Source organism: Microvirga medicaginis (genome assembly GCF_052658925.1).
Window position 1 is genome coordinate 15,336 of record NZ_JBQWEL010000003.1, and the last position, 22,204, is coordinate 37,539.

The 22,204-nt window shown below is 61.5% G+C and carries 20 protein-coding genes; 11 read left to right on the plus strand and 9 right to left on the minus strand.

Annotation, left to right across the window (positions count from 1 at the left end; translation table 11 throughout):
* Nucleotides 1-7: 7 nt before the first annotated feature.
* A complete protein-coding gene (locus ACUXUR_RS05260) occupies nt 8-268 on the minus strand; it encodes a DUF6460 domain-containing protein (protein ID WP_445501296.1) in 261 nt (86 codons plus the stop codon).
* A 95-nt stretch (nt 269-363) separates the two neighbouring features.
* On the opposite strand from ACUXUR_RS05260, the gene ACUXUR_RS05265 reads away from it, so the two are divergent.
* Complete coding sequence (locus ACUXUR_RS05265; protein WP_445501297.1) at nt 364-1,305, plus strand: alpha/beta hydrolase; 942 nt, start codon at nt 364-366, stop codon at nt 1,303-1,305.
* On the opposite strand, the gene ACUXUR_RS05270 is transcribed toward ACUXUR_RS05265, so the two are convergent.
* The 4 genes from ACUXUR_RS05270 to ACUXUR_RS05285 form a co-directional block, all read right to left on the minus strand.
* On the minus strand, nt 1,302-1,973 hold the full coding sequence (locus tag ACUXUR_RS05270; RefSeq protein WP_116528155.1) for a response regulator: 672 nt from the start codon (nt 1,971-1,973) through the stop codon (nt 1,302-1,304). The two genes, ACUXUR_RS05265 and ACUXUR_RS05270, sit on opposite strands and share 4 nt — an antisense overlap.
* Nucleotides 1,974-2,110: 137 nt before the next feature.
* Nucleotides 2,111-2,563 carry a secondary thiamine-phosphate synthase enzyme YjbQ gene (locus ACUXUR_RS05275; protein WP_445501298.1) on the minus strand — a complete coding sequence of 151 codons (453 nt, stop codon included), beginning with the start codon at nt 2,561-2,563 and terminating at the stop codon, nt 2,111-2,113.
* A gap of 2 nt (nt 2,564-2,565) precedes the next feature.
* Nucleotides 2,566-4,287: a cisplatin damage response ATP-dependent DNA ligase gene (locus ACUXUR_RS05280; protein WP_445501299.1), complete on the minus strand. Its 1,722-nt coding sequence runs from the start codon at nt 4,285-4,287 to the stop codon at nt 2,566-2,568.
* Complete coding sequence (locus ACUXUR_RS05285; RefSeq protein ID WP_445501300.1) at nt 4,284-5,327, minus strand: ligase-associated DNA damage response exonuclease; 1,044 nt, start codon at nt 5,325-5,327, stop codon at nt 4,284-4,286. Before ACUXUR_RS05285 ends, ACUXUR_RS05280 begins: the two co-directional genes overlap by 4 nt.
* A 550-nt stretch (nt 5,328-5,877) precedes the next feature.
* Between ACUXUR_RS05285 and ACUXUR_RS05290 the strand changes: the two genes are divergently transcribed.
* The 7 genes from ACUXUR_RS05290 to ACUXUR_RS05320 all read left to right on the plus strand — a co-directional run bounded on the left by ACUXUR_RS05290 (nt 5,878) and on the right by ACUXUR_RS05320 (nt 11,407).
* Nucleotides 5,878-6,168: a hypothetical protein gene (locus ACUXUR_RS05290; RefSeq protein WP_445501301.1), complete on the plus strand. Its 291-nt coding sequence runs from the start codon at nt 5,878-5,880 to the stop codon at nt 6,166-6,168.
* 485 nt (nt 6,169-6,653) lie between these two features.
* Nucleotides 6,654-7,976 (plus strand): AAA family ATPase, encoded by a 1,323-nt coding sequence (locus ACUXUR_RS05295; protein ID WP_445501302.1) that lies wholly within the window; start codon nt 6,654-6,656, stop codon nt 7,974-7,976.
* A complete protein-coding gene (locus tag ACUXUR_RS05300; RefSeq protein WP_445501303.1) occupies nt 7,966-8,598 on the plus strand; it encodes an RloB family protein in 633 nt (210 codons plus the stop codon). The genes ACUXUR_RS05295 and ACUXUR_RS05300 overlap by 11 nt, the downstream gene beginning before the upstream one ends.
* A 453-nt stretch (nt 8,599-9,051) precedes the next feature.
* Entirely contained in the window at nt 9,052-9,372 is a 321-nt protein-coding gene (locus ACUXUR_RS05305; RefSeq protein ID WP_445501304.1) for an ArsR/SmtB family transcription factor, read from the plus strand.
* A complete protein-coding gene (locus tag ACUXUR_RS05310) occupies nt 9,369-9,833 on the plus strand; it encodes an SRPBCC family protein (protein ID WP_445501305.1) in 465 nt (154 codons plus the stop codon). The genes ACUXUR_RS05305 and ACUXUR_RS05310 overlap by 4 nt, the downstream gene beginning before the upstream one ends.
* Before the next feature lie 44 nt (nt 9,834-9,877).
* Nucleotides 9,878-10,294, plus strand: coding sequence for a GFA family protein (locus ACUXUR_RS05315; RefSeq protein WP_445501306.1), 417 nt, complete (start codon nt 9,878-9,880; stop codon nt 10,292-10,294).
* Nucleotides 10,295-10,477: 183 nt separating this feature from the next.
* Complete coding sequence (locus tag ACUXUR_RS05320; protein ID WP_445501307.1) at nt 10,478-11,407, plus strand: class I SAM-dependent DNA methyltransferase; 930 nt, start codon at nt 10,478-10,480, stop codon at nt 11,405-11,407.
* A gap of 230 nt (nt 11,408-11,637) precedes the next feature.
* Here ACUXUR_RS05320 and ACUXUR_RS05325 read toward each other — a convergent pair whose 3' ends face one another.
* Nucleotides 11,638-12,456 carry an SDR family oxidoreductase gene (locus ACUXUR_RS05325; RefSeq protein ID WP_445501308.1) on the minus strand — a complete coding sequence of 273 codons (819 nt, stop codon included), beginning with the start codon at nt 12,454-12,456 and terminating at the stop codon, nt 11,638-11,640.
* A 141-nt stretch (nt 12,457-12,597) separates the two neighbouring features.
* Between ACUXUR_RS05325 and ACUXUR_RS05330 the strand changes: the two genes are divergently transcribed.
* Together ACUXUR_RS05330 and pdeM are read left to right on the plus strand one after the other, a co-directional pair.
* Entirely contained in the window at nt 12,598-15,138 is a 2,541-nt protein-coding gene (locus ACUXUR_RS05330; protein ID WP_445501309.1) for a ligase-associated DNA damage response DEXH box helicase, read from the plus strand.
* The gene (gene pdeM, locus ACUXUR_RS05335; RefSeq protein WP_445501310.1) at nt 15,135-15,836 is read left to right on the plus strand and encodes a ligase-associated DNA damage response endonuclease PdeM; all 702 of its coding nucleotides are present in this window, start codon (nt 15,135-15,137) and stop codon (nt 15,834-15,836) included. The genes ACUXUR_RS05330 and pdeM overlap by 4 nt, the downstream gene beginning before the upstream one ends.
* Here the strand turns inward: pdeM and ACUXUR_RS05340 are convergent.
* From ACUXUR_RS05340 to ACUXUR_RS05350, 3 genes are all read right to left on the minus strand, one after another.
* Nucleotides 15,833-16,570 (minus strand): TIGR02186 family protein, encoded by a 738-nt coding sequence (locus ACUXUR_RS05340; protein ID WP_445501311.1) that lies wholly within the window; start codon nt 16,568-16,570, stop codon nt 15,833-15,835. The two genes, pdeM and ACUXUR_RS05340, sit on opposite strands and share 4 nt — an antisense overlap.
* An 83-nt stretch (nt 16,571-16,653) precedes the next feature.
* The gene (locus tag ACUXUR_RS05345; protein WP_445501312.1) at nt 16,654-17,583 is read right to left on the minus strand and encodes a sulfite exporter TauE/SafE family protein; all 930 of its coding nucleotides are present in this window, start codon (nt 17,581-17,583) and stop codon (nt 16,654-16,656) included.
* Between the two features lie 114 nt (nt 17,584-17,697).
* Entirely contained in the window at nt 17,698-21,015 is a 3,318-nt protein-coding gene (locus ACUXUR_RS05350; protein WP_445501313.1) for a tetratricopeptide repeat protein, read from the minus strand.
* Between the two features lie 369 nt (nt 21,016-21,384).
* Between ACUXUR_RS05350 and ACUXUR_RS05355 the strand changes: the two genes are divergently transcribed.
* Entirely contained in the window at nt 21,385-21,795 is a 411-nt protein-coding gene (locus ACUXUR_RS05355) for a MerR family transcriptional regulator (protein ID WP_445501314.1), read from the plus strand.
* The last annotated feature ends 409 nt before the right edge of the window (nt 21,796-22,204 follow it).

Here is a 22,204-nt window from a genome sequence, read left to right on the forward strand (position 1 = left end):
GACCGGATCAGCGCTGGCTGAAAAGACGGGAAATGAGCCAGAGCGGCACCACGATCACTGCGCCATAGATGATCCAGAGGCCAACCTCCTTCACGGTGTCGAGGCTGAGATCCAGAACGGAGCTGATCCAGTTGAACAAGCCCTCGATCAGCCGGATGGGTGTAATGTCGAGGAAGGCCATGAAGGCGCCGACGAGGAGCGACAGGAAAATGAGCTTGGCGAGCACGGAGCCGGGCGAGCCACCGAGAAACCGGGTCAGGTTGGACATATCCTCAATCTCGTCTGAAAGCGTAACTGGACGTGCGTATTCGCGTGTGCTTCATCGCAAGGGCTGATGATGAACGCAACCCTGTCGAGCCTCACATGATCGATCCCGCTCTCTTCGACCCCTCCGCAATCAGCGAGGAAATCCGCTCCCAGAATGCGGATATCGTGGCCAAGCTCGCCGTTCTGCCCGACCCCATGTCCGTGCCTCCGGCCCTCGTGCGGGAGCGCCGCCGCCAGGGACTCGGGCCGTTCCCGCTGATGGCTTCAAGCCCCAGGGCCAAGGTGATCGAGATCGATGGGCCCGCTGGGCCGATTCCATTGCGGATTATTGCCCCTGAAAAGCCGCGGGGTGTCTATTTCCACATTCATGGCGGCGGCTGGACCTGGGGCACCTCGGACGAGCAGGACCCCTGGCTCGACCGTCTGGCGGATCGCTGCGGCCTCGCCGTGGTCTCGGTGGAATACCGGCTTGCCCCCGAAGATCCCTACCCCGCAGGACCGGACGATTGCGAGGCGGCAGCCCTCTGGGTCATCCGCGAGGCCGAGAGCCGCTTCGGCACCTCCCGCCTGTTCATCGGCGGTGAGTCGGCAGGCGCGCATCTCTCCGCCGTGACCATCCTGCGCCTGCGCGACAAGCATGGCCTCAAGCCTTTCCGGGGCGCGAACCTGTTCGCTGGCTGCTATGACCTCAACCTCAGCCCAAGCGTCCGGCACTGGGGCCCTGAGCGGCTGATCCTCAACACAAATGACGTGAAGGTCTTCGCCGACAACTTCGTCGGCCATGTGAGCGACCGGAGCAATCCGGACATCTCGCCCCTTTACGCCGACCTCAAGGGCCTGCCGCCGGCTCTGTTCTCGGTGGGCACGAAGGACATGCTGCTGGATGACACCCTCTTCATGGCCTCCCGCTATGCGGCGGCGGGCAACAGGACCGATCTCGCCATCTGGCCGGGCGGCTGCCACGTGTTCATCCGCTTCGACAGTGCCATGAGCGAACAGGCCCTGTCGCGGATCGATGCGTTTGTGGAGAGACTTTAATCCGCCCCAGCCGGGGAGGGGCGCTGGGTCACGCCGATCTTGGAGGCTGCGATCACGGCCTGGGTGCGGCTGTCGACGCCGAGCTTGTCGAGAATGGCGGAGACGTGGGCCTTTACCGTGGCCTCGGAGACGCCGAGCTCGTAGGCGATCTGCTTGTTGAGCAGGCCCTCCGAGAGCATGGTCAGCACGCGGACCTGCTGAGGGGTGAGGGTGCCGAGACGCCGCACGAGGTCGGCCGTCTCCACGTCCTCGGCAGCGGAGAGGTCCACATCCGGCGGGGTCCATGTATCGCCCGCGAGCACCGCCTGGATGGCGCCGCCGATATTGTCGATGTCGATGGATTTCGGAATGAAGCCCGAGGCGCCGAAATCCATGGCCCGGCGGATCACGTTGGGCTCCTCCGTGGCGGAGACGATCACGACCGGAAGCTCGGGATATTGCGCCCTGAGGGACATGAGCCCCGAAAAACCCTGCACGCCGGGCATCGTCAGGTCGAGAAGGATCAGGTCGACGTCTCGCTCCTGAGCGAGCGCGGCATTGAGGTCGTCCATGCCGCTGGCCTCGATGACCCGGGCCTGGGGCATGATGGATGCAACGGCTTGTCTTAGCGCGCCACGAAACAGCGGGTGGTCATCGGCGATGATGATCGTGGTGTTTTGACCCTGCACTGCTGCCTTCTCCCACGAGAGCTTTTTGTGAGCCTTAGCCGCATCTCTCATGAAATAGCAAGGCGGCAATCAAAGACCACGGCCATTCTACTGGGAAAGATAGGCGGATAACATACGCAAACGTACGGGTATGTGGATTATGCCCCGATCAGGTGGAGGATGATATCTCTGCGATGCGGACTGTCCCGATGCTCGGCCAGATACAGCCCCTGCCAGGTGCCGAGAGTCATCTGCCCCTCCATGACCGGAATGCTGAGCGACACGCCGGAAAGAACCGTGCGGATATGGGCCGGCATGTCGTCCGGGCCTTCCGTCGCATGAATGTAGCCTGCGTCCCGAGGCGCCAGCCTGTCGAAGGCGACCATCAGATCGAGACGCACATCCGGGTCGGCATTCTCCTGGATCAGCAGGGAGGCCGAGGTATGGCGGCAGAAGATCGTCAGAAGCCCATGGAGGATGCCGGTGCCGAACACCCAGCGGGAGACGGCCTCGGTGATCTCCACGAGGCCCTGGCCGTCGGTGTCGACCTGGAGCCGCCCGTTGACCTGCTGGGTCACGCTGCCCTCGGAGATGGTTTCCACATTCAGCATCGTCAGGCCTCCTGATCCTTCAGCGGGTGGATCTCCTTTTCACCCCGCTCCAAAATCTTTTCCAGAGTCTCGATCCGGTCGGCTTCCGCTGCAGGCTTGTCCCAGCGGATGCGGTTGATGCGGGGAAAGCGCATCGCGACGCCGGATTTGTGGCGGGTCGAGCGCTGCAGGCCTTCAAAGGCCACTTCCAGCACGAGCCCGCGATCCTTGCCGTATTCCACTTCCCGCACGGGGCCGAAGCGGTTGACGGTGTGGTTGCGGACATAGCGGTCGAGCTTCATGAGCTCCTCGTCGGTAAAGCCGTGATAGGCCTTGCCGACGGGCACCAGCTCCTCGCCGTCGGGCCCATCGCGCCAGACGCCGAAGGTGTAATCGGAATAGAAGGACGAGCGTTTTCCGTGCCCACGCTGGCCATACATCATCACCGCATCGACGAGATAAGGATCGCGCTTCCACTTGTACCAATAGCCCTTGGGACGACCGGGAAGATACGGGCTGTTCGCCCGCTTGATCATACAGCCTTCGATGGCCTCCGCATCAGGTCCTGCGCCGACGGAAGCCGGGTTGGCGCGTGCAGCGGCAAGGTCTTCCCATGTCTCGAACGGGACCATAGGCGAGAGATCGATGCGTGGATCATCGATGCGCGCCACGAGCGCTTCAAGACGCTTTCGCCGTTCGATGAAGGGAAGATCACGCAGATCCTCGGCGTCTTCGGTGAGAATGTCATAGACGCGCAGGTGCGCAGGAAACTCCGCGATGAGCTTCGGCGTCACGGCTTTGCGGTTGAGGCGCTGCTGCAGAACGTTGAAGCTCTGCACGCGGCCTTCCCGCACGATCAGCAATTCGCCGTCGATGGCGCCTTCGAAAGTGAGCGCTTCCAAGAGATCGGGAAAGGCGCGCGAGACATCCTCACCCGTGCGCGAATAGATGCGCCGTACCGGGCGTCCGTGGCTGTCATGGCCCGAGACGGCCTGCAGGCGAATCCCGTCCCATTTCCACTCGGCGAGAAAGTCGGACGCATCGAGCTTTGCAAAATCCTCTTCCTCCAGCGGATGCGAAAGCATCGGTGGGCGAAACGGTGCGGGATTGCCGGATTCAGGTTTGGAGCCACGCCCTTCGACCCAGGCGAAGAGATCTTCGTAAGGCGCTTCCAGCCCGTGCCAGATCAGCTCCACCTCATCGGGCTCGATGCCGCCGAGCTGCGCCACCGCCGTTTTCGCCAAGCGCGCCGAAACCCCCACGCGCAGCTCGCGCGTGATGAGCTTGAGCAGGGCCCATCGCCCGGTCTCGTCGAGCGCATCGAGCCAGCCCGCGACCTTCGCAGGCAGGTCGCTCTTGCTCGTAGTGGCGAGCGTCTCCACCACTTCCGTGAGCGTCGGCACATGAGGCGGCGGATTGTTGTGGCCGATGGCGGGCGTGTCGCTTGAAACAGGGACAACACTTTCATGCCCCGGCGCGGGCCAGATCAGCGCGACCGTTTCCGCGAGATCGCCGACATAGTGATAGGACATGCGAAACAGTTCGGGATCCGTCCGCTCCTCCACGAGGCCGCGGATCAGGCCGGGTTTAGCCTCCTTGAACATCAACGCATTCGTCATGGCGGCGAGCGCATAGCCGCGCTCGGGATCGGGCGTATGGCGGAAGTAGTCCATGATGAGCCGCAGCTTCGCGTTGCGGCGCGGCTCGTAGGCCAGGCGGTCGAGGAGAGCGGCGAAGCGGTTCATGCCTCGTCTCCTGCGGGCGCGGCTTCCTCGACCTCGCCCTCGTCGCCATAGCCCAGCATGTGCAGAGGCCGAGCGCGGATGCCGTGCGTCGTGCACCAATGGACCAGCGCATCCTCCTGGCCATGCGTGACCCAGACTTCGCCTGCGCCGGTTTCGCGGATCGTGCGGCACAGGTCGTCCCAATCGGAATGATCGGAAATCACGAGCGGCAGCTCCACCCCCTTCTGCCGGGCGCGCGCCCGCACGCGCATCCAGCCGGAGGCGAAGCATGTCACTGGATCGGGAAAGCGGCGCGACCAGAGATCCTGAATGGAGGAGGGCGGACAGATGACGATGGCGCCTCCGAGCTTCGAGCGTTCGGAAGCCACCACCTTCGGCGTTTCGCCCAAGGGAATGCCTTCGGACTTGTAGAGATCTGTCAGGCGCTCCATCGCACCGTGCAGATAGATCGGCTTGTCGTAGCCTTCCTCTCGCAGCAAGGCCATGACGCGCTGCGCCTTGCCGAGGGCATAGGCTCCGACGATGTGGGTGCGCTCGGGAAAGAGTGCGACGGAATCGAGGAGCTTGCGCACCTCGGCCCGTGTATCGGGATGGCGGAACACGGGGAGGCCGAAGGTGGCTTCCGTGATGAACACGTCGCAGGGAACCACCTCGTATGGCAAACAGGTCGGATCCTCGGCGCGCTTGTAGTCGCCCGAGACCACGATGCGGGTGCCGCCTGCCTCGATCGTGATCTGTGCCGAGCCCAGCACATGGCCGGCGGGCGTGAAGCGCACGGTCACCTCGCCAAGCGGCATGCTCTCGCCAAGCGAAGCTTCCTGGGTCGAGCCTGCAAAATCCCCGCCATAGCGCACACCCATGATGCGCAGGGTCTCCCGCGTCGCCAGGACGGCCCTGTGGCCGGAGCGGGCATGGTCGGAATGGCCATGGGTGATGAGCGCCCGCTTCACGGGCCGGACCGGGTCGATATGGAAGTCGCCTGAGGGGCAGTAGAGCCCTTGCGGGGTCTGGGTGAGGATGTCGGTGGAGCGCAACGCCATGAGGGAAATATAGGGTTGGGCAGGGGGATGTCAGGTGAGAAGTGGGTGCTTCCTTTGCCCATGGTGCCTCGACGAGGTTGAAGGGAGGCATAGGCATGTGCCTGCATTCCCAGAGCCGCAAGCCTCCGAAGCGCGGCCTTTTCTGCCGGCATGGCCGGCCAAGCTAAGTCATGCCGGTGAGATTGTCATTCCCGGAGGGACGCACAGTGGAGGGGAAGGGAATCCACTCAACCGCGCAACGCCATGGATCCCCTTCCCGGTCCTTACGGACCGCCGGGGATGACACGGGCGGGTGAAAGAGCGGATGTCAAAGAGCAAGCATCATCGGCCTCGGGGGCTCGAGAGCCTCCGAGGGGGCATCCAGCGAGGGAAGCACGGGACGCGTTCGGCTTCGCGGTCCGAAAAGCGGGGCGCGCGAAAGATGTGTTCGGGACGGGAGATCCGCCCGGACTCAAATATCCAAACATAACTTCGTTCGAACGGCAATAGCTACCTGTTGACGAATTGAGATACGTATGAAGATACGTATAACGCGACGAAGGAGGCGGTTATGGCTTACATCAACCCAAAGGACGTCCAATCACCCAAGAGCCATTGGCACTTGTTCCAAGTGGTTCTTGATAAAGGACCGGGGCAAGGCGCCTACGCACTCGGCACTTGGGATGGCGAAAGGCGTATTGGCTTTCGTTGGAATGGATCAGATGAGAACCCTATCGGCAATCCTCAGAGCCGTGGTCTTCCAACTTGGACGATGCTCGACCCCGAATTGCACTCTCGCGTGATCGAGATTTTCCCGGCTGACCAACAGCCAATCGCCAAGGCGTATTTCGGTATCAAGTAGAGCGAACAGACGGCATCAGGAGTTGGAGAGGAAGGCTATGGAAGAGGGGGGTAATCGTAGGTGGTCCCAATGTGGAAGCCCTCTTCCGGTTCCTCTTCTATGCAGCCTCAGCCCTCGCTCTGAGCGCCCTAATATGGATTGTTGTGCCAGGGCTGATCGTAGGCGCTAGTGTTCTTATTGTCTGGAACGCATGGCGGCTCTTTCGGCCTGTTATCGTGCCGGTTGCTGTCGTCCTATTGATGGCTCTCAACCACGCCATACGCCTTGGAATTTTCATTGGAATAAGTTGGGGGCTGTGCCGATGGCTTTTCCCCTGAATCCCATCACCCATCCAACTTTCAACCGACTGGCTGAGAGGAGCGTCAAACGGCCAAGCTCCTCAAAACCGTCGATGGCAGAGTCTTCATTTACAATTTTGTGGACTTTCCACATTTTTCGGCCTTTAGTCTCTCGACGGCACCCCTCTGCCGGATAAACAGGTCACCATGCTGATCGCATTCAAGTTCAAGAACTTCCGATCCTTTTATGACGAGTCCGGACTGTCGTTGGTTGCAAACAAAGCTGACAAATCAATGCAGAGTTCGCTTCTCGATCCACGGCATGGGAAGCGGGTTCAATTTCGGTTGCTTCCAGCGATAGCCATTTACGGCGCGAATGCGGCGGGAAAGACAAACGTTCTCAAAGCGATAGACTACATGCGCGATGCAGTTACGATGTCTCAGGCTATATGGAAGCCAAATGCCGGAACCCGACTTCACCAGAACAGAAGCGCGAATGAGACTTCGGCAACTGTCTTCGAGATGGATTTCGTGGTTGACAATGTGCGTTACAACTACGGATTTTCGGCTAACTCAAGGTTCTTCGAGGAAGAGTGGCTTCTTGCGTACCCACTAGGGCGAGAGAGAGTTCTGTTCCGTCGTGAAACAAGAGCTAGTGGAAAAGGCGATTTCGCGACGCAAGTAAAATGCGGAGAAAATTTTAGTGGTGACGACCGCTACCTCGCCAACATAGAACAACGTACCCGCGAAAATAGCTTATTTTTATCTGCGGCGGCGCAGGATAATCAGGCCGAGTCCAGAGCCATATTTGAATGGTTTGAGGAATTTCTCGAAATACCCGAAATGGACGTGAACTTGGACTACTATAATTCTGCGCTTACGTCCCGTTTAGCTGAGGGTCATCAAGACTTCAAAGAAGCATTGCTTGCAATGCTGAAGACAGCCGATCCGAGCATTGAAGATTTAGAGGTTTCTGAGCGAGAAGGAGTCCCAATTCCAGAGACAGTCTTTCAAGCAATGGACACCCGTATGCAGTCATTCCTGCAAGAGGGGTTCAAGTACAACGTCAGTTTCATCCATAAAGATGAGGGACGGCTTATAACGCTGCCGCTGTCTGCGGAATCTAAGGGGCTACAGAAGATTTATTCCTTGGCTGCGAAGATACTTTTTGCTCTTAAGAGGGGTGAGGTACTTATAATTGATGAATTAGAAGCGAGTATGCATCCGCACCTTGCCCGACTAATAGTTGATCTTTTCCAAAACAGAGAGACAAACACGGGCGGCGCTCAGATAATATTCACGACTCATGACACAAATCTTCTTGATCAAACGCTCCTGCGGCGAGATCAAATTTGGTTTGTTGAAAAAGGCGGCTGTCGCTCAACTCTGTATTCGCTCTTGGAGTTTAGCCCACGTAAGGATGAGAGCTTAGAAAACGGCTACTTGCTTGGTCGGTACGGTGCCATCCCTGCCTTGGGGATGAAGGATAATTGGCTTTCGCGCCTTAGAGTCCCTGAAGATGCAGCGTAGTCGGTTCGTTGAGGGGCCGAGAAACCGCCTCGGATCACGCAAAATACAAAGACTACAAGGTAACGCCTCCCCTCGAAGAGGCAAAATTCTTGCCATTGCATATGATGGTGAGCGCACAGAAGACGATTATTTCAAAGGGTGGAAGCGAAGGCTTGGTACGCAAGGCATTGAACTTCGGCCCTTTTACATACAAAGTGGAGGCAATGCTTATAAGGCAGTTGCTGAGACCATCAGGCTCACTGATCCTGATCGTGAGGAAATCTGGTGTGTGTGCGACGCTGACGACACAACAACTAGGGACTTGAACAGGGCAATCGATCTTGCGAAGCAGAATAACATCAATCTCTGCCTATCTGTAAGGTGCTTCGAAGTATGGATTGCTTTGCATTGGGACAGAATATCGGTAGCGCCCCTCACTTGTGAGCGAGACGCTATAGCTCTGGTGCGTAAGCGTCACAAGAAGTACAGCAAAGACGCAAAGTACGTTCCGTTCACTGTGCTACATCCTCTCAGCAAAGCTGCTTGCGACAACGCTGAATGGCTAATTAAGCAAAACGTAGTAAATCCAGCGACATTGGTTCACCGTCTCGTCAGGAAGCTGATTGAGTTAGACGAGGCGTGATCCCCCGTAAATCTCAAATTCGGGAAGCTGATGAAATAATTGCCCACAATTTTAATACGGTCGGTCCGCCCTGTTTGGGAGAGGGAACGTCGGTTTAGTGCCTGAAGCAGTCATTAGAGCGTCGGACGAGAAAAGTGGATTTGCACTTTTGGGGCTGATCCGATGCTCCCTTCCTTTCAGGAGCGCATCGTTCGGGTCGCTGACGCTGACCTCTGGTTCCGCACGATCGCTAGCCTCCGACAACGATGATGAGCGACGGCAACATCTTGCTATTCAGGTTCATTGAACCAGCAAACAAAGACTCCTTTCACCCCTGCTGAGCCTGGTGCTCCTTCGTGGCCGCACATGCCTATCGGGTTACAGACTAGCCGGCATTTGACAGGCAGGTAAATGCCTGCACTTGACATGCAGGCGTTTACCTGCATATCGTGCTCCCATATACGAGTGAGACCGATGGATGCCGACAAGGTTTTCAAGGCGCTGGGCGACCCGACACGCAGAAAGCTGCTGGACCTTCTTTGTGAAAAAAACGGCCAGACGCTTGGCCAGCTTTGCGAAAAGCTGGACATGGCCCGGCAGTCCGCCACCCAGCACCTCGAGATGCTGGAGGCGGCCAATCTGGTGAGCACGGTCAGGCGTGGCCGGGAAAAGCTGCATTTCATCAACCCCGTGCCACTCCACGAGGTCTATGAACGATGGGTGCGGAAATTCGAGCGTCAGCGGCTCAGCCTGCTGCATGATCTGAAGAAAGAACTCGAAGGAGAGCAGAAATGACCAGAGAGACCACCAGCTTCGTTTACGTGACCTACATTCTCTCGACACCGGACAAGGTGTTCGAGGCCATAACGAAACCGGATATCGCACGGCGCTACTGGGGCCATGAGAACGTCTCCGACTGGAAGCCCGGATCGAAATGGGAGCATGTCCGCGCCAATGACGAACGCACCGTTGAACTCGTCGGCAAGGTCGTCGAGGCCTCGCCGCCGACCCGTCTGGTCATCACTTGGGCGAACGCGTCGCAGGCTGCCGACCCGGCAAGCTACAGCCGGGTGACGTTCGAGATCGAGGAATACGAGGCGATGGTCAGGCTCACCGTCACTCATGACGAGCTCGAAGCCGGCAGCGGGATGGCGAAGGGTATCAGCAAAGGCTGGCCGGTCGTACTTTCCAGCCTGAAATCCTTGCTGGAGACGGGCCGCGGCCTCGATGTTTTCGCCAAGCCGAAGGCAGCCTGATCGCTTGCGGTGCAACTGAGAAATCTGTCAGCGAGAGAATGACAATGACCAGGCGCTATACCGGCGGATGTGCGTGCGGCGCGATCCGGTTTGAGACGAGCAGCGAACCGATCTTCGAGAACCACTGCCAGTGCCGCGATTGCCAGAAACGCAGCGGCACGGGGCACGGATCCTATCTGACCTTCCCCCGCCGAGCGGAGGTGACCATTACGGGCGAGGCCAAGGGCTGGCGGGTGGCGGGCGACAGCGGCAACGAAAAACTCCACGCCTTCTGTCCGACTTGTGGAACGCCGGTCTACCTGACCTTTGCCGCCATGCCGGACCTGATCGCGGTCCACGCAGCCAGCCTTGACGATCCAGGTCAATTCAAGCCGCAGGTGGTCACATACAGCATCCGCGGCCACGCCTGGGACACGATGGATTCATCATTGCAGAAGTTCGAGCGGATGCCGACCGGCTAATTCCGCCAAGCGCAGGCGAAACTGCCGACAATGTCAGTCGGATGGCGATCCCGACACGAGATGGTCGGCACACGGTCGGCCACGACGGGGGCTGTCATCCTCAGCGCTGCCCATTGGTGAGGCGGTGCGGCCCGCATCGGTACCAGAATTGACAGCCCATCGTCTCTGCCTCATGGCAGAGCCATGCCGTTGACCTCTTCCTTCCGATCCTCCGGCGATGTCCTTGCCGACCGCCGCTACGAATATGCCGGCGCCGCCTTCGACGAGCGCGATTTCGAGGCTGCCGCCGATCTGGCCCGGCAGGTGCTGGAGCTTGCGCCGCGCTTTGCCCCGGCCCATGCCCTTCTGGGGCGCGCGGCGGCGGAGCTTGGCCTGCAGGGCGAGGCCGTGGACGCCCTGCGCCGGGCGCTGGAACTCGAGCCGGAGGATGTCCTGGGCGTCCGCCTCGATCTCGCCCGCCTGGGGGCTCTTCCGCCCGATGAGGCGATGACGGACAGCTATGTGCGGGCCCTGTTCGATGAATATGCGCCCAAGTTCGACCGGCATCTGACGAAGAGCTTAGGCTATCGCGGGCCGGAGCTGATCGCCGATGCGCTGCGTCGCGCCTGCTCCAGGCAGATCAGGGATGACCGGTTCGGACTCACCCTCGATCTCGGCTGCGGCACGGGCCTGATGGGGCAGGCGCTCGGCGGTTTATGTGAGGCGCTGGTCGGCGTCGATCTCTCGCCGCGCATGCTGGAGAAGGCGGCGAAGACGAAGCTCTACGACGAACTCCATCAAGGAGAACTCGTCTCTTTCCTGAAAGGGCGCGCCGATGCGAGAGCCGATCTCGTCGTAGCGGCGGATGTGTTCGTCTACATGGCGGCGCTCGACGATGCATTCCGCGAGGCGCGTCGCGTGTTGAAGCGCGAGGGGCTCTTCGCCTTCACGGTACAGGCGCATGAAGGCGAAGGCTTCCTTCTCGGGACTGATGCGCGCTACGCCCATAGCGAGAGCTATCTGCGAAAGCTCGCTGAAGAGAATGGCTTTGCGACGGTTATTCTGGAGCGGGTCTCGACCCGGGAAGATCGCGGCGTACCGGTTCCCGGGTCTCTCGTGGTGCTGCAGCGCTGATCTTTCAGCGGCTCACAACATTCGCTACCGCCTCGGAGTCTTTCTCGTCAAGAAGCCCTGCCGTCGCCCTCACCCTGAGGAGGATTGCGTGAGCAATCCGTCTCGAAGGGCGAGGGCGTCTCCAGCGCCCTCTGGAACCTCCTTCGAGACGCAGACTTCGTCTGCTCCTCAGGATGAGGACAGAGATCGAGGAAAAGGCCCTTCAGCAGGAGGAGCCTTGTCGGAGGCTGTTACTCAGCCCTCGTCGACGGGTGCGGCGCGCTCTCGTAGCAGCCGACCACCGACTGGTCGAAGTCGATGACCGAGCCGGTCATCATGCCGGATTCCGCGCTCGCCAGGAACGCGACCGCGCGGGCGACTTCCGCCGGTTCGAGCAGGCGGCCGAAGGGCTGCTCCTTCATGGCCTTTTCCAGCCAGCCATCCTGCGCGCCGTGATAGAGCCGCACGATTCTGTCCTCGCCCGGCGTGTTCATCCAGCCGATATTGAGGGCGTTCACGCGGATGCGCCAGGGCATCAGGCTGAAGGCGGCGTTCTTCGTCAGCGTCGCCAGGGCGCCTTTGGAGCCGCTATAGGCGGTGATGAAAGGCTGGCCGCCATGGGCCGACATGGACAGGATATTGACCATGGTGCCTTCGATCTTCTCGCGCCGCATGATCTTGGCCGCATCCTGCATCAGGAAGAACGGGGCGCGCACATTGACCGCGAACATGCGGTCGAACAGCTCCGGGCTCGTATCGAAGATCGTGCCGCGGTCGGTGATGCCGGCAGCGTTGACGAGAACGTCGACGCGTCCGAACGCGCTGTCGGCGCGGGCCACCACCTGGCGCGTGTCGTCCATGTTGGCGAGATCCGCCTTCACGAATTCCGTGCGGCAGCCCTGTGCCGTGATCTCCCGCGCCACGGCCTCGCCCCGCTCCGCGTTGCGGCCGCAGATGACGAGGCCTGCAGCCCCCCGTTCGGCGAGCGTGCGGGCAATGGTTTCTCCGAGGCCCTGCGTGCCGCCTGTCACGACGGCGATGGCATTCTTGAACTGGGCCGAGTTGGTCATTGGCGTTTCCTCCTGATGTTTTTAGTTGCCCCAAGCTGAAGGCATCTTGCGGAAGATGGCAAGGCGGCAAAGGATTGGCTTCACACCAGAAATTCAGCCTGCCGTAGCGAAACTCTTCCTCTCCGCTTATCTTGTAAGGGCATGTCCAAGGCGTCCGCATCCCTTCTCCCAAAAATCTTCAGGGACTGGTTCAAGAGCCGAGGCTGGGAGCCTCGCGAGCATCAGCTGCAGCTTCTCGCCAAGGCCGAGGCGGGCCGCTCGGTGCTGCTCGTGGCGCCCACGGGTGCGGGCAAGACACTGGCCGGCTTCCTGCCGAGCCTCGTGGAGCTGACGGAAATCGGACCACGCCGCAGCACGGCCCGGGAAGGCCGGGGGCTTCACACCCTCTACATCTCGCCCCTGAAGGCGCTCGCCACCGACATTGCCCGCAACCTCGAAGCGCCGGTTCAGGAGATGGGGCTTCCGATCCGCATCGAGACGCGCACGGGCGACACGCCGTCTCACAAGCGCGCACGCCAGATCGAGCGCCCGCCGGACATTCTGCTGACGACCCCGGAGCAGCTGGCGCTGCTTCTCGCCCATCGCGAGGCCGCGGACTTCTTCAAGGACCTGCGCCGCGTCGTGCTGGACGAGCTGCATTCGCTCGTCACCTCGAAGCGTGGCGATCTTCTGTCGCTCGGTCTCGCGCGGCTTATGAACCTGGCTCCGCAGGCGACGTCCGTCGGGTTGTCGGCGACCGTGCGCGAGCCGGACGATCTGCGGCGCTATCTGGTGCCTCAATGTGCGTCGCCCACCTCTCCCTTGAGGGGGGAGGGTCAAGACAGGCTCGCCGATCTCGTCGTGGTCAAAGGCGGTGCGCAGCCCGACATCCGCATGCTCGAACTCGATGAGCCTCTGCCGCTTGCAGGCCACACGGCCTCTCTGTCGATGCCGTCGATCTATGAACTCATCAGGCAGCACAAGACGACGCTGGTGTTCGTCAACACACGCCTGCAGGCGGAATACACGTTTCAGGAACTCTGGAAGCTCAACGACGACGGTCTGGCCATCGCGCTCCATCACGGCTCGCTCGACGTCACGCAGCGCCGCCGCGTGGAAGAGGCGATGGCGGCGGGAAAACTCAAGGCCGTCGTGTGTACCGCGACCCTCGATCTCGGCATCGACTGGGGCGATGTGGATCTCGTGGTGAATGTGGGCGCGCCGAAAGGGGCATCACGCATCATGCAGCGCATCGGCCGCTCGAACCACCGCATGGATGAACCGTCGCAGGCCTATCTCGTACCGGCCAATCGCTTCGAGATCCTGGAATGCCGCGCGGCTTTGGATGCCGTGCACGAGGCGGCGCAGGACACGCCCGATGCCCGCATCGGCGCGCTCGACGTGCTCTGCCAGCACATCCTCGGCATGGCCTGCGCCGACCCGTTCAAGCTCGAGGATCTCTACGAGGAAGTGCGTTCGGCTGCGCCGTATGCGGGTCTGACCTGGGAGGATTTCGAGGCCTGCGTGGCGTTCGTCGCCACCGGCGGCTATGCCCTTCGCGCCTATGAGCGCTTCGCCAAGATCGTGAAGGGCAATGACGGTCTCTGGCGCGTGCGTGACGCCAGGATAGCGCAGCAATATCGCCTGAATGTCGGCACGATCGTCGAAGCCACGATGATCAAGGTGCGCCTCGGCAAGACGTCCCGCGCAAGGCCCGGCACCGTGCTGCCGCGTGGAAAAATTCTCGGCGAGATCGAGGAATATTTCGCCGAGACGCTGACGCCCGGAGACACCTTTCTCTTCGCGGGCGAGGTGCTGCGGTTCGAAGGCATCGCGGAAGACGAGGTGCTGGTCACGCGCGCTGCTTCCGGCACGGACCCGATGATCCCGTCCTATGAGGGCGGGAAGTTTCCGCTCTCCACCTTTCTCGCCGCGCGTGTGCGAGAGATTCTCGCCGATCCCTTCGAGTGGGATCGTCTGCCGCCGCAGATGACGGAATGGCTGCTGCAGCAGCGCCGCCGGTCCATCGTGCCGGGGCCGCGCGATCTTTTGGTCGAGACATTCCCGCGCGGCAATCGCTTCTACATGACCTGTTTTCCCTTCGAGGGGCGTCTCGCGCACCAGACGCTCGGCATGCTGCTGACAAGACGTCTGGAGCGGGCGCGCCTGAAGCCGCTTGGCTTTGTCGCAAACGATTACGGCATCGCGGTCTATGCCTCGAGCGACATCGCCGCTCGCGCCGCGCGGGAGCCCGGCTTCATGGACGAGCTCTTCTCCGAGGACATGCTGGGCGACGACCTGGAGGATTGGCTCGCCGAATCCGCCCTCATGAAGCGTACCTTCCGCCAATGCGCCGTGATCGCGGGCCTCATCGAGCGCCGCTTCCCGGGGGAGCAGAAGACGGGGCGGCAGGTCACGATCTCGACCGATCTCGTCTATGACGTGCTGCGCAAGCACGAGCCCGACCATGTGCTGCTGCGCGCCGCGCGGGCGGATGCGGCAACGGGACTCCTGGACGTGAGGCGCCTTAGCATGATGCTTGCCCGCATCCGGGGGCGAATCATCCACAAACCGCTCGACCGGGTTTCTCCTTTGAGCGTGTCCGTCATGCTGGAGATCGGCCGCGAGCGCGTCTATAGCGACAATGCGGACGAGATTCTGGCCGAGGCGGAAGCAGCGCTTCTCGACGAGGCTTTGGCGTGACGGCATTGCGTAAGAACAAACAGACAACGCACGAAATCGAGCTGGCGGGGCAGCTGGCCCTCCTGGATCCGTCCGGAGGCCTCTATCTGCCCGCGCAGGATGCGCTTCTCGTGGCCGATCTGCATTTCGAGAAGGGATCTTCCTTCGCGCGTCGCGGCATGATGCTGCCTCCTTACGACACGCGCGAGACCTTGAGCGCGCTGTCGGATGTGGTGTCGCGCTTCAACCCGCGTGTCGTCATCGCGCTCGGCGACAGCTTCCACGACATCGGCGGGCCCGATCGGCTGGGCGACGAGGAGCGCTCCACTCTGTCCGGTGTGCAGGCCGGCCGCGAGTGGATCTGGGTGACGGGCAATCACGACCGCATCCTGCCGGAGAGCATCGGAGGCCAGGTGGTGGAGGAGATGAGCTTAAGCTCGCTCACCCTGCGCCATGAACCTGTTGCGGGAGAGCAGGCGGAAGTGGCAGGCCATCTGCATCCCGTCGGCAAGGTGGTGATGCGCGGACGCGCCACGCGCCGCCGCTGCTTCCTGACGGACGGCACACGCTGCGTCATGCCGGCTCTCGGCGCCTATGCGGGCGGCCTCAATGCCTGCGATGCCGCTTTCAAGCCGCTCTTCCCGAACGGCTTCACGGCCCATCTCATCGGCACGGAGCGCATCTTCGCCATCGCGAAGGCGATGCTCTGCCGCGATTAGTCCCGCCGGAAGATCACGCTGGCGAGCCAGCCGAAGAAGATGGCGATCAGCGCGGTGCCGATCCCGTAGACAAGCGACCAGTCGCGCGCGACGGAACCGATCTGCTCCTCGAAGTCCGTTTTGACCAGCTCGAAATGGGTGATCGTGCTGGCCAGGATCACCGTGTCGGCAAAGAGGGTGACTTCCACGCTGTAATCGCCGGGCGGGGCTGTCGCCGGGAGTGGGATGCTCGCCCGGAAGATATCGTCCGTCAGGAAGGTCACCCCGCGCTCGTCTTCCAGATAGAGACCTTCCTGGGCCTTGAGCCGATAGAGTGCCTCCCGGAACTGCTTGTCTGCGCCGGCTCCGCGCTCGTTGGTGAAATCCGGCGCGTTAATGACGGCTCGAAGACCGATCTTCTGACGCTGGCGCAATTGAACGCTCGTGATCTCCTCGATGGATCGCGATGTGAGAACGCTCAAATAGGCAGGGGCTTGCGGGAACTTCTGCTGCTCCTGGTTGATCCAGATGGGACCCAGCCGCTCCTTCTCGCGGACGACCAGGAACTGACGGGGTCCGCGAACTGTGACGACCACGTCATAGCCCGTGGCGCGGGCGACGGTTTGCGCGTCCCGCTCAATGGCGCCGAACACGGCAATGGATGTGCCCGTATAGTTGGAGTTGATGAGGACGCGGTGGTTCGAGAGCGACGTGATCAGGGTTTCCGCCGAGGCGCAGGTGATGGAGGCCAACACGATCAGGAGGAGGGCAGAGCATCGGACCCAAAAGTGGGGGGCACTTTTGGGGTCAATCCGATGCTTCCTTCCTTCAGGAGCCCTCACTGGCGCACCTCCTGCACGGTGATCGAGAACGGCTCCTCCGGTTGGAGGACGAGTTCGAGCGCAAAGCGCAGGCCCACAGCCAACAGCAGGATAGCGAGCAGGAAGCGAAACAGTTCCGCTCTCAAGTTACGTCCGATGCGTGCCCCGAACTGTGCGCCAAAGACACCGCCGATGATGAGCAGGATCGCCAGAACCATGTCGACAGCCTGGTTCTGCACTGCATGCAGGATGAGAGCGACGAGGGTCGTGCAGACGATCTGGAACTGGGAGGTGCCCACGACCACGTTGGTGGGAACGCGAAAGATATACAGAAGCGCCGGCACGACGATGAACCCGCCACCGATGCCGAGCAGGGCGCCCGCAAAGCCGATGAAGAGCGAAAGGCCGAGGATCGGAATGACGCTCACGTAAAGTTTGGAGCGGTAAAAGCGCATCCGCAACGGCCAGCCGAGATAGGGAGCGTGCTCGCCCGCCTGCCGACGCAAACGCACGGTGCCGCCCCGCCGCTTTGTCCAGAACTCCCGAATGCTCTCTTTCAGCATCAGGCTTCCGACGACGGTAAAGAGCGTCACGTAGGAGACGACGATGACGAGATCGAGCAGTCCCGCCCGCCGGGCGGCCGCAAAGAACCACACGCCGAGCGCCGAGCCGACGAAGCCCCCGGCGACCAGGATTGCGCCGAGCTTGTGGTCGAGCGCATTGCGCCGGATCGCGCCGAGCACGCTGGTTGTCGAGGAGGCGACGATCTGGGCCGATTGGGTCGCCACGGCCACGGCCGGGGGGATGCCGAGAAAGATCAGGAGCGGCGTCATGAGAAACCCGCCGCCGATGCCGAAGAGGCCCGAAATGAAGCCGACCGCCGCACCCATCCCGAGGATGAGAAGAACGCTCACGGGCATTTCAGCGATCGGCAGATAGATTTGCAATCCGGATCCCCTTGAGCCGGTGCAGGCACGGCGTGGTTACAATGATGCACGGAGCGGTTTAAAGGACATTTAAAGGACGAGTGCTGAACGTAAGCTGACCGCTTCCGCTCCCCGTCAACTCCTGTTGCCTTGAGTTCGATCCAGAGCGGCCGTCTGACCAGCCGCAGACGCAGGCGCTTCGTTGGCCACAGGATCGACGGGGCGAGGATGCCACTGCTCCAGGGATCCCTTCACCGCCGTCAGTTCGGCAGCGCTCAGACGACCGGCGAGCTCGTCCCGCTTCTTGGCGGCGTCCGGGTCGCCTTGAGCGGCGGCCAGGGCGAACCACTTGTAGGCCTTGGGGAGATCCTGCTTCGTTCCGAAGCCGCGGGTGAGAAGGACGCCCATGTTGAACTGGCTATCCTTGAGACCGGCTTCGGCGGCTTCATTGTACCAGCGGAGAGCTGCGGCGTAATCCGGCTTGCCGTTCCAGCCCGAGGCGAGGAGCGTGGCGAGGTTGTGCATGGCGCGGATGTTGCCGCCCTGGGCCGCCCGCTCGTACCACATGAGGGCCTGCTTCGGGTCAGGCGCGATGCCGATGCCCTTCTCCATGATCATCGCCAAGCGCTCCTGCGCCGGGGGAAACCCGGCCTGGGCTGCCCGTTCATAGAGGTGAATTGCGAGGATCATATCCCGGGGCATGTCGCGGCCCTCCGCCGCGCGGGACGCAACGGTGTAAATCGCTGTCGCATCGCCTGCGAGTGCAGCCTGCCTGAGAACGGTCGGAACCTGAGCCGGGATTTCATGAACAGTTGCAGGATCAATCCGGAACTTTGCGGTCGCGGGCAGGGTCGGGGTTGCGGGCGCCGCAAGGCTCGACGGCTGGAAGAGATTCGTTCTGTCCGGAGAAGCGGTGATGCTGCCGGTCTGTGCGGTGACCTCGTGCGGCTTCGCCGTGACGAGAGGAATCGGTGCCGGTTCGATGCGCTTCTCGGAGGAAATCAGGGACAGGGGCGAGGGAACAAGTCCGCTGGAGATGATCTGCGCCGTTCCTGTCGCCAGGATCGCGAGACCGAGACCGAGAAGAAGCGAGCGGCGATGAGTCTCGATGCTTCTGCGGATCCGCTCGATGAGGGAGGCCGGCGTGTTGGATGCGAATTCTTCCGCGTCAATGGCCTCGATCTCGCCGGCACTCATTTCATCCTGTGGCTGAGGCGTGGAGAAGGTGAGATCGGCTTTGTCGGCCTGCGCGGCCCGGCGCGCGGCCGCGATGAAGCCTGCGCGCACATTGCCAAGTTCCGCCTCATCGATGGTAGGCGGATTGACCACGGCCTCCGAGGCTTGCGGTTTCGCATTATCGTCAGGGCGCGTCGTCGTGACTTCTTCGATTTGGGACAGGGTGACGGCATGCAGTCGGCGGACGGCTGCTTCCAAACGGTCGGCAGGCTTCATCTGCTCGGGGGAGGCGGTGACGCTCGCCTGAGCGATCGGGCCGGATGCATGATGGGCAATAACGCCTTGCTCGGGGAAGCGCGCAACAAGCGTTTCCAAGGCATCGTGAATGGTCCGCAGGGTCTCCTGGGTCTTCTTGTCGGCGCGGTTATGCAGAGCCTTCAACTCCACGAAGCCCTGTTTCAGCGCATCGAAGTCGCTCGGGTCAGGCAGGTTCGGCTGCAAATTCTTCAGCGCTGCTTTTGCGGCACGCTCCGCAATATCGGCGGCATCGTTCTGCAGATTGCGAAGATGACTTGTCGTCTCTTCAAGAACCTTCTGCAGAGGCTCGTCCGATTTTTCCGCCAGGCGCTCGGCAAGGGAGGCGATCTGCTGCTCGAGCGTATCGAGACTTGAAGGTTTGAGAGGGACGCGATCGAGCTTCTCGTCGATCGTGCGCAGCATCGCTTCCACCGACGCAGTGTCCGCCTGCTGGCCGACCTGACGCAGTTCCTCCTCGATCCTGTCGAAGCGCTTCATCAGCGGCTCGTGCGAAGGAGTTTCCTTCTCTGCTACAGCCTGAACCTGCGCCGACAAGCGCGCAATCATGGCATTGAGGGCATCGTTTCGCGCAAAGCGGTCCTCGGACAGGCTTGCCATGCTCTCGGTCAGAACCACCAGCTGATCGGTGATCGGATCGAGATCCACGGGTTCGGGTGCAGGCCGGTTCACGAGGGCTGCGAGATTGCGGCGCATGCCCTCAAGCTGCGCGGAGACGTCGTTCGCCTCCTGGGCTTCGACGGCGCGGTTGAGGGCTGTGCAGACGGTTTCGAGCGAGGTCTTGAGCGAGGAGAAATCGTTGCGTCCGACCTGATGGATGCGCAGATCTGCGATCTGGCGGCCGAGGGTCGAGACTTCTTCCGAAAGGCGCTCGATCTGGCGAGGCTCGGCGCGCTGGGACAGATCATGTCGCATGTCCACGATCTGGCTGCTGAGAAAGTCGATCACGGTGCGGTCGACGCCGGTCTCGGCGATCCTGTCGATCTTGGCTTTGAGCTGGTCGATCTCGCCGCCGATGCGCCCGTGCAGGCCATCGTTGACCTCTCCCGACAGAGCCTGGATCTGACGGTAGAGAGCCGCCGTGGATTGAGCGAGGATCAGGAGATCCTTGCTGGCGGAACCCTGGCCCATGTTCTGAACGATGTCCCTGGCGATGTCTTTCAGAGCGTGGTCGAGTTCGGCGATTTCCTCGCGGGTAGCGAGGTTGTCCATGCTCGTGCGCAGCCGCTCGATCTCGACGCGGATTGCGCCGACGACAGGCAGCCATGTCCTGTCGGGTTGCGCCTGACGCTCGGCCACCGCTTGACGCTCGACCGTGTCGAGGCGGTTCTTCAAGGTGGAGAGAGCCTGCGAGAGGGCCGTGGCCATGCGGTCCTGATGATCCGCCGAGGCGCGTGCCGTCTCGTTCAGGCGCTCCTCGGTCTGCTCGATCCAGCTCGCCATGGATTCAAGCGCGATCGCGGTGCGGGAGGCGTGGTCCTGAGCTTGGCGCTCGCTCTCCGCCGTCACCGCTGCCATCAAGGCCTCCAGGTTCCGCTCCAGTTCGGGGCGGGCGGCTTTCGCGGGGCGGGGCATGGCGGTGCCGAGATCCTGGCCTGCAGGCTTGCGCTCCTGGGCAGGCGAGGCGCGTCTTTCGTCCGTGGCGCCTCGTGCGGACCCAGCGGGCCGCGCTAGCGAAAAGTGGGCCCAGTTTTCGCTGACGCGGCCCTGCGGGTCACTGGCGTGGCTCTTCGGGTCACCGACGCGGACCTCCGGTTCCGTGTCCGACGATGCGCCAGTTGAGAAGGGAGCATCGGATTGAATCCCAAAAGTGGATTCCACTTTTGGGTCCGAGGCCTTGGCGGCCAAAAAGGCCGCGGCCCATTCCTCAAGGCTCAATCCTGCTTGGCGGGCGGCGGCTTTGACCAGTTCGCGGGCGTCAAGGTCCAGATCGTCGAGGTTCGAATGGACGTGTCGTCTCATGGCCGCGCTCGCGGGGATACTATGAACTCTCCCGGCTGGCGTCAGGCCCCCTCCCTCTGCCAACCGTGACGGTCATGAACCTAGGATTGAAGGCGAATCACTTGGCCTCCAGGTCATCGAGCCGACGGCGCAGCTTTCGTCGAACGTAGTAAAAAAGCTGTTAAGCGCTGGGGGTTAGTCCGAGTAACCCCCTCTGAACGGGCAGTTTCCCCTCAGGTGATTGCAAGAAAAACCGCTTCCCATTGCCTAAGGAACGGCCTGTGGTCTGGAGCCCTTGCAACCAACATGTTGTGTGTTCTATCATAACATTACAAGTAAAGGTGCAGATGCACTGGATTAAAAGAACAAACAACTGATGGGGGTCATTCGATGAACCAAAATGCAGCTGGTTCCAATCCTAACGAAATGGGTGACGGCACGAAGTCTTTCTCGATTGGCGATCTCGCCCGCGAATTCGGCGTGACGCTGCGCACCCTGCGCTTCTACGAAGACCGCGGCCTTCTCTCTCCCCGCCGCGACGGCACCGTCCGCATCTACGATGCTCGCGACCGTGAGCGCCTCTCCGTTATCCTGAAGGGGAAGCAACTCGGTTTTACCCTCACCGAGATCCGCGCCATGCTGGCCGAGGAGCGCTCGGCGAACGGCCCGGCCATGAACCTCAAGCTCTCTCTCGATCAGGTCGAAGATCAGATCCGCCATCTCGAGCAGCAGAAGATCGAGATCGAAGAGGCTCTCAGGGAACTCCAGACGCGCCGCACCAATCTAGCCGCCGCAGCCTAAAGCATTCTTCGGCGAAGTTGACCGGCTCGCCGTTAAAAATTGCGGCACAGCAAAGAAGAGAGCTGTTCCCATGCCAAGGGAAACAGTTCGAGAGGAGAACCAGCTCGAGAGCCGGCACCTTCCTCAATTCCTTTCTCGATGCGCCTGGTGGCTGAGGGTGTGGTCGCCCGACGCCTCCGGGCGCATCCGCTTTCGAAGGCCCTCTAAACGTGAAGGGGCTCGCGTGAGAGATCTTCTCCGCTGCGGAAGCCGAGGCGACCTTCCGGAGAGGAGGGAATTCAGGGGGAGGGCTTGGACGTCCCCGACTTTCGTCTGTGTCGCACGAGATTTTGTGCCCTACCTCTTCCCAAGAGGAACAGATAGTTTATATGTGAACTATCTGTTGGATTGGCCGGGCGCCTTTCGGGGC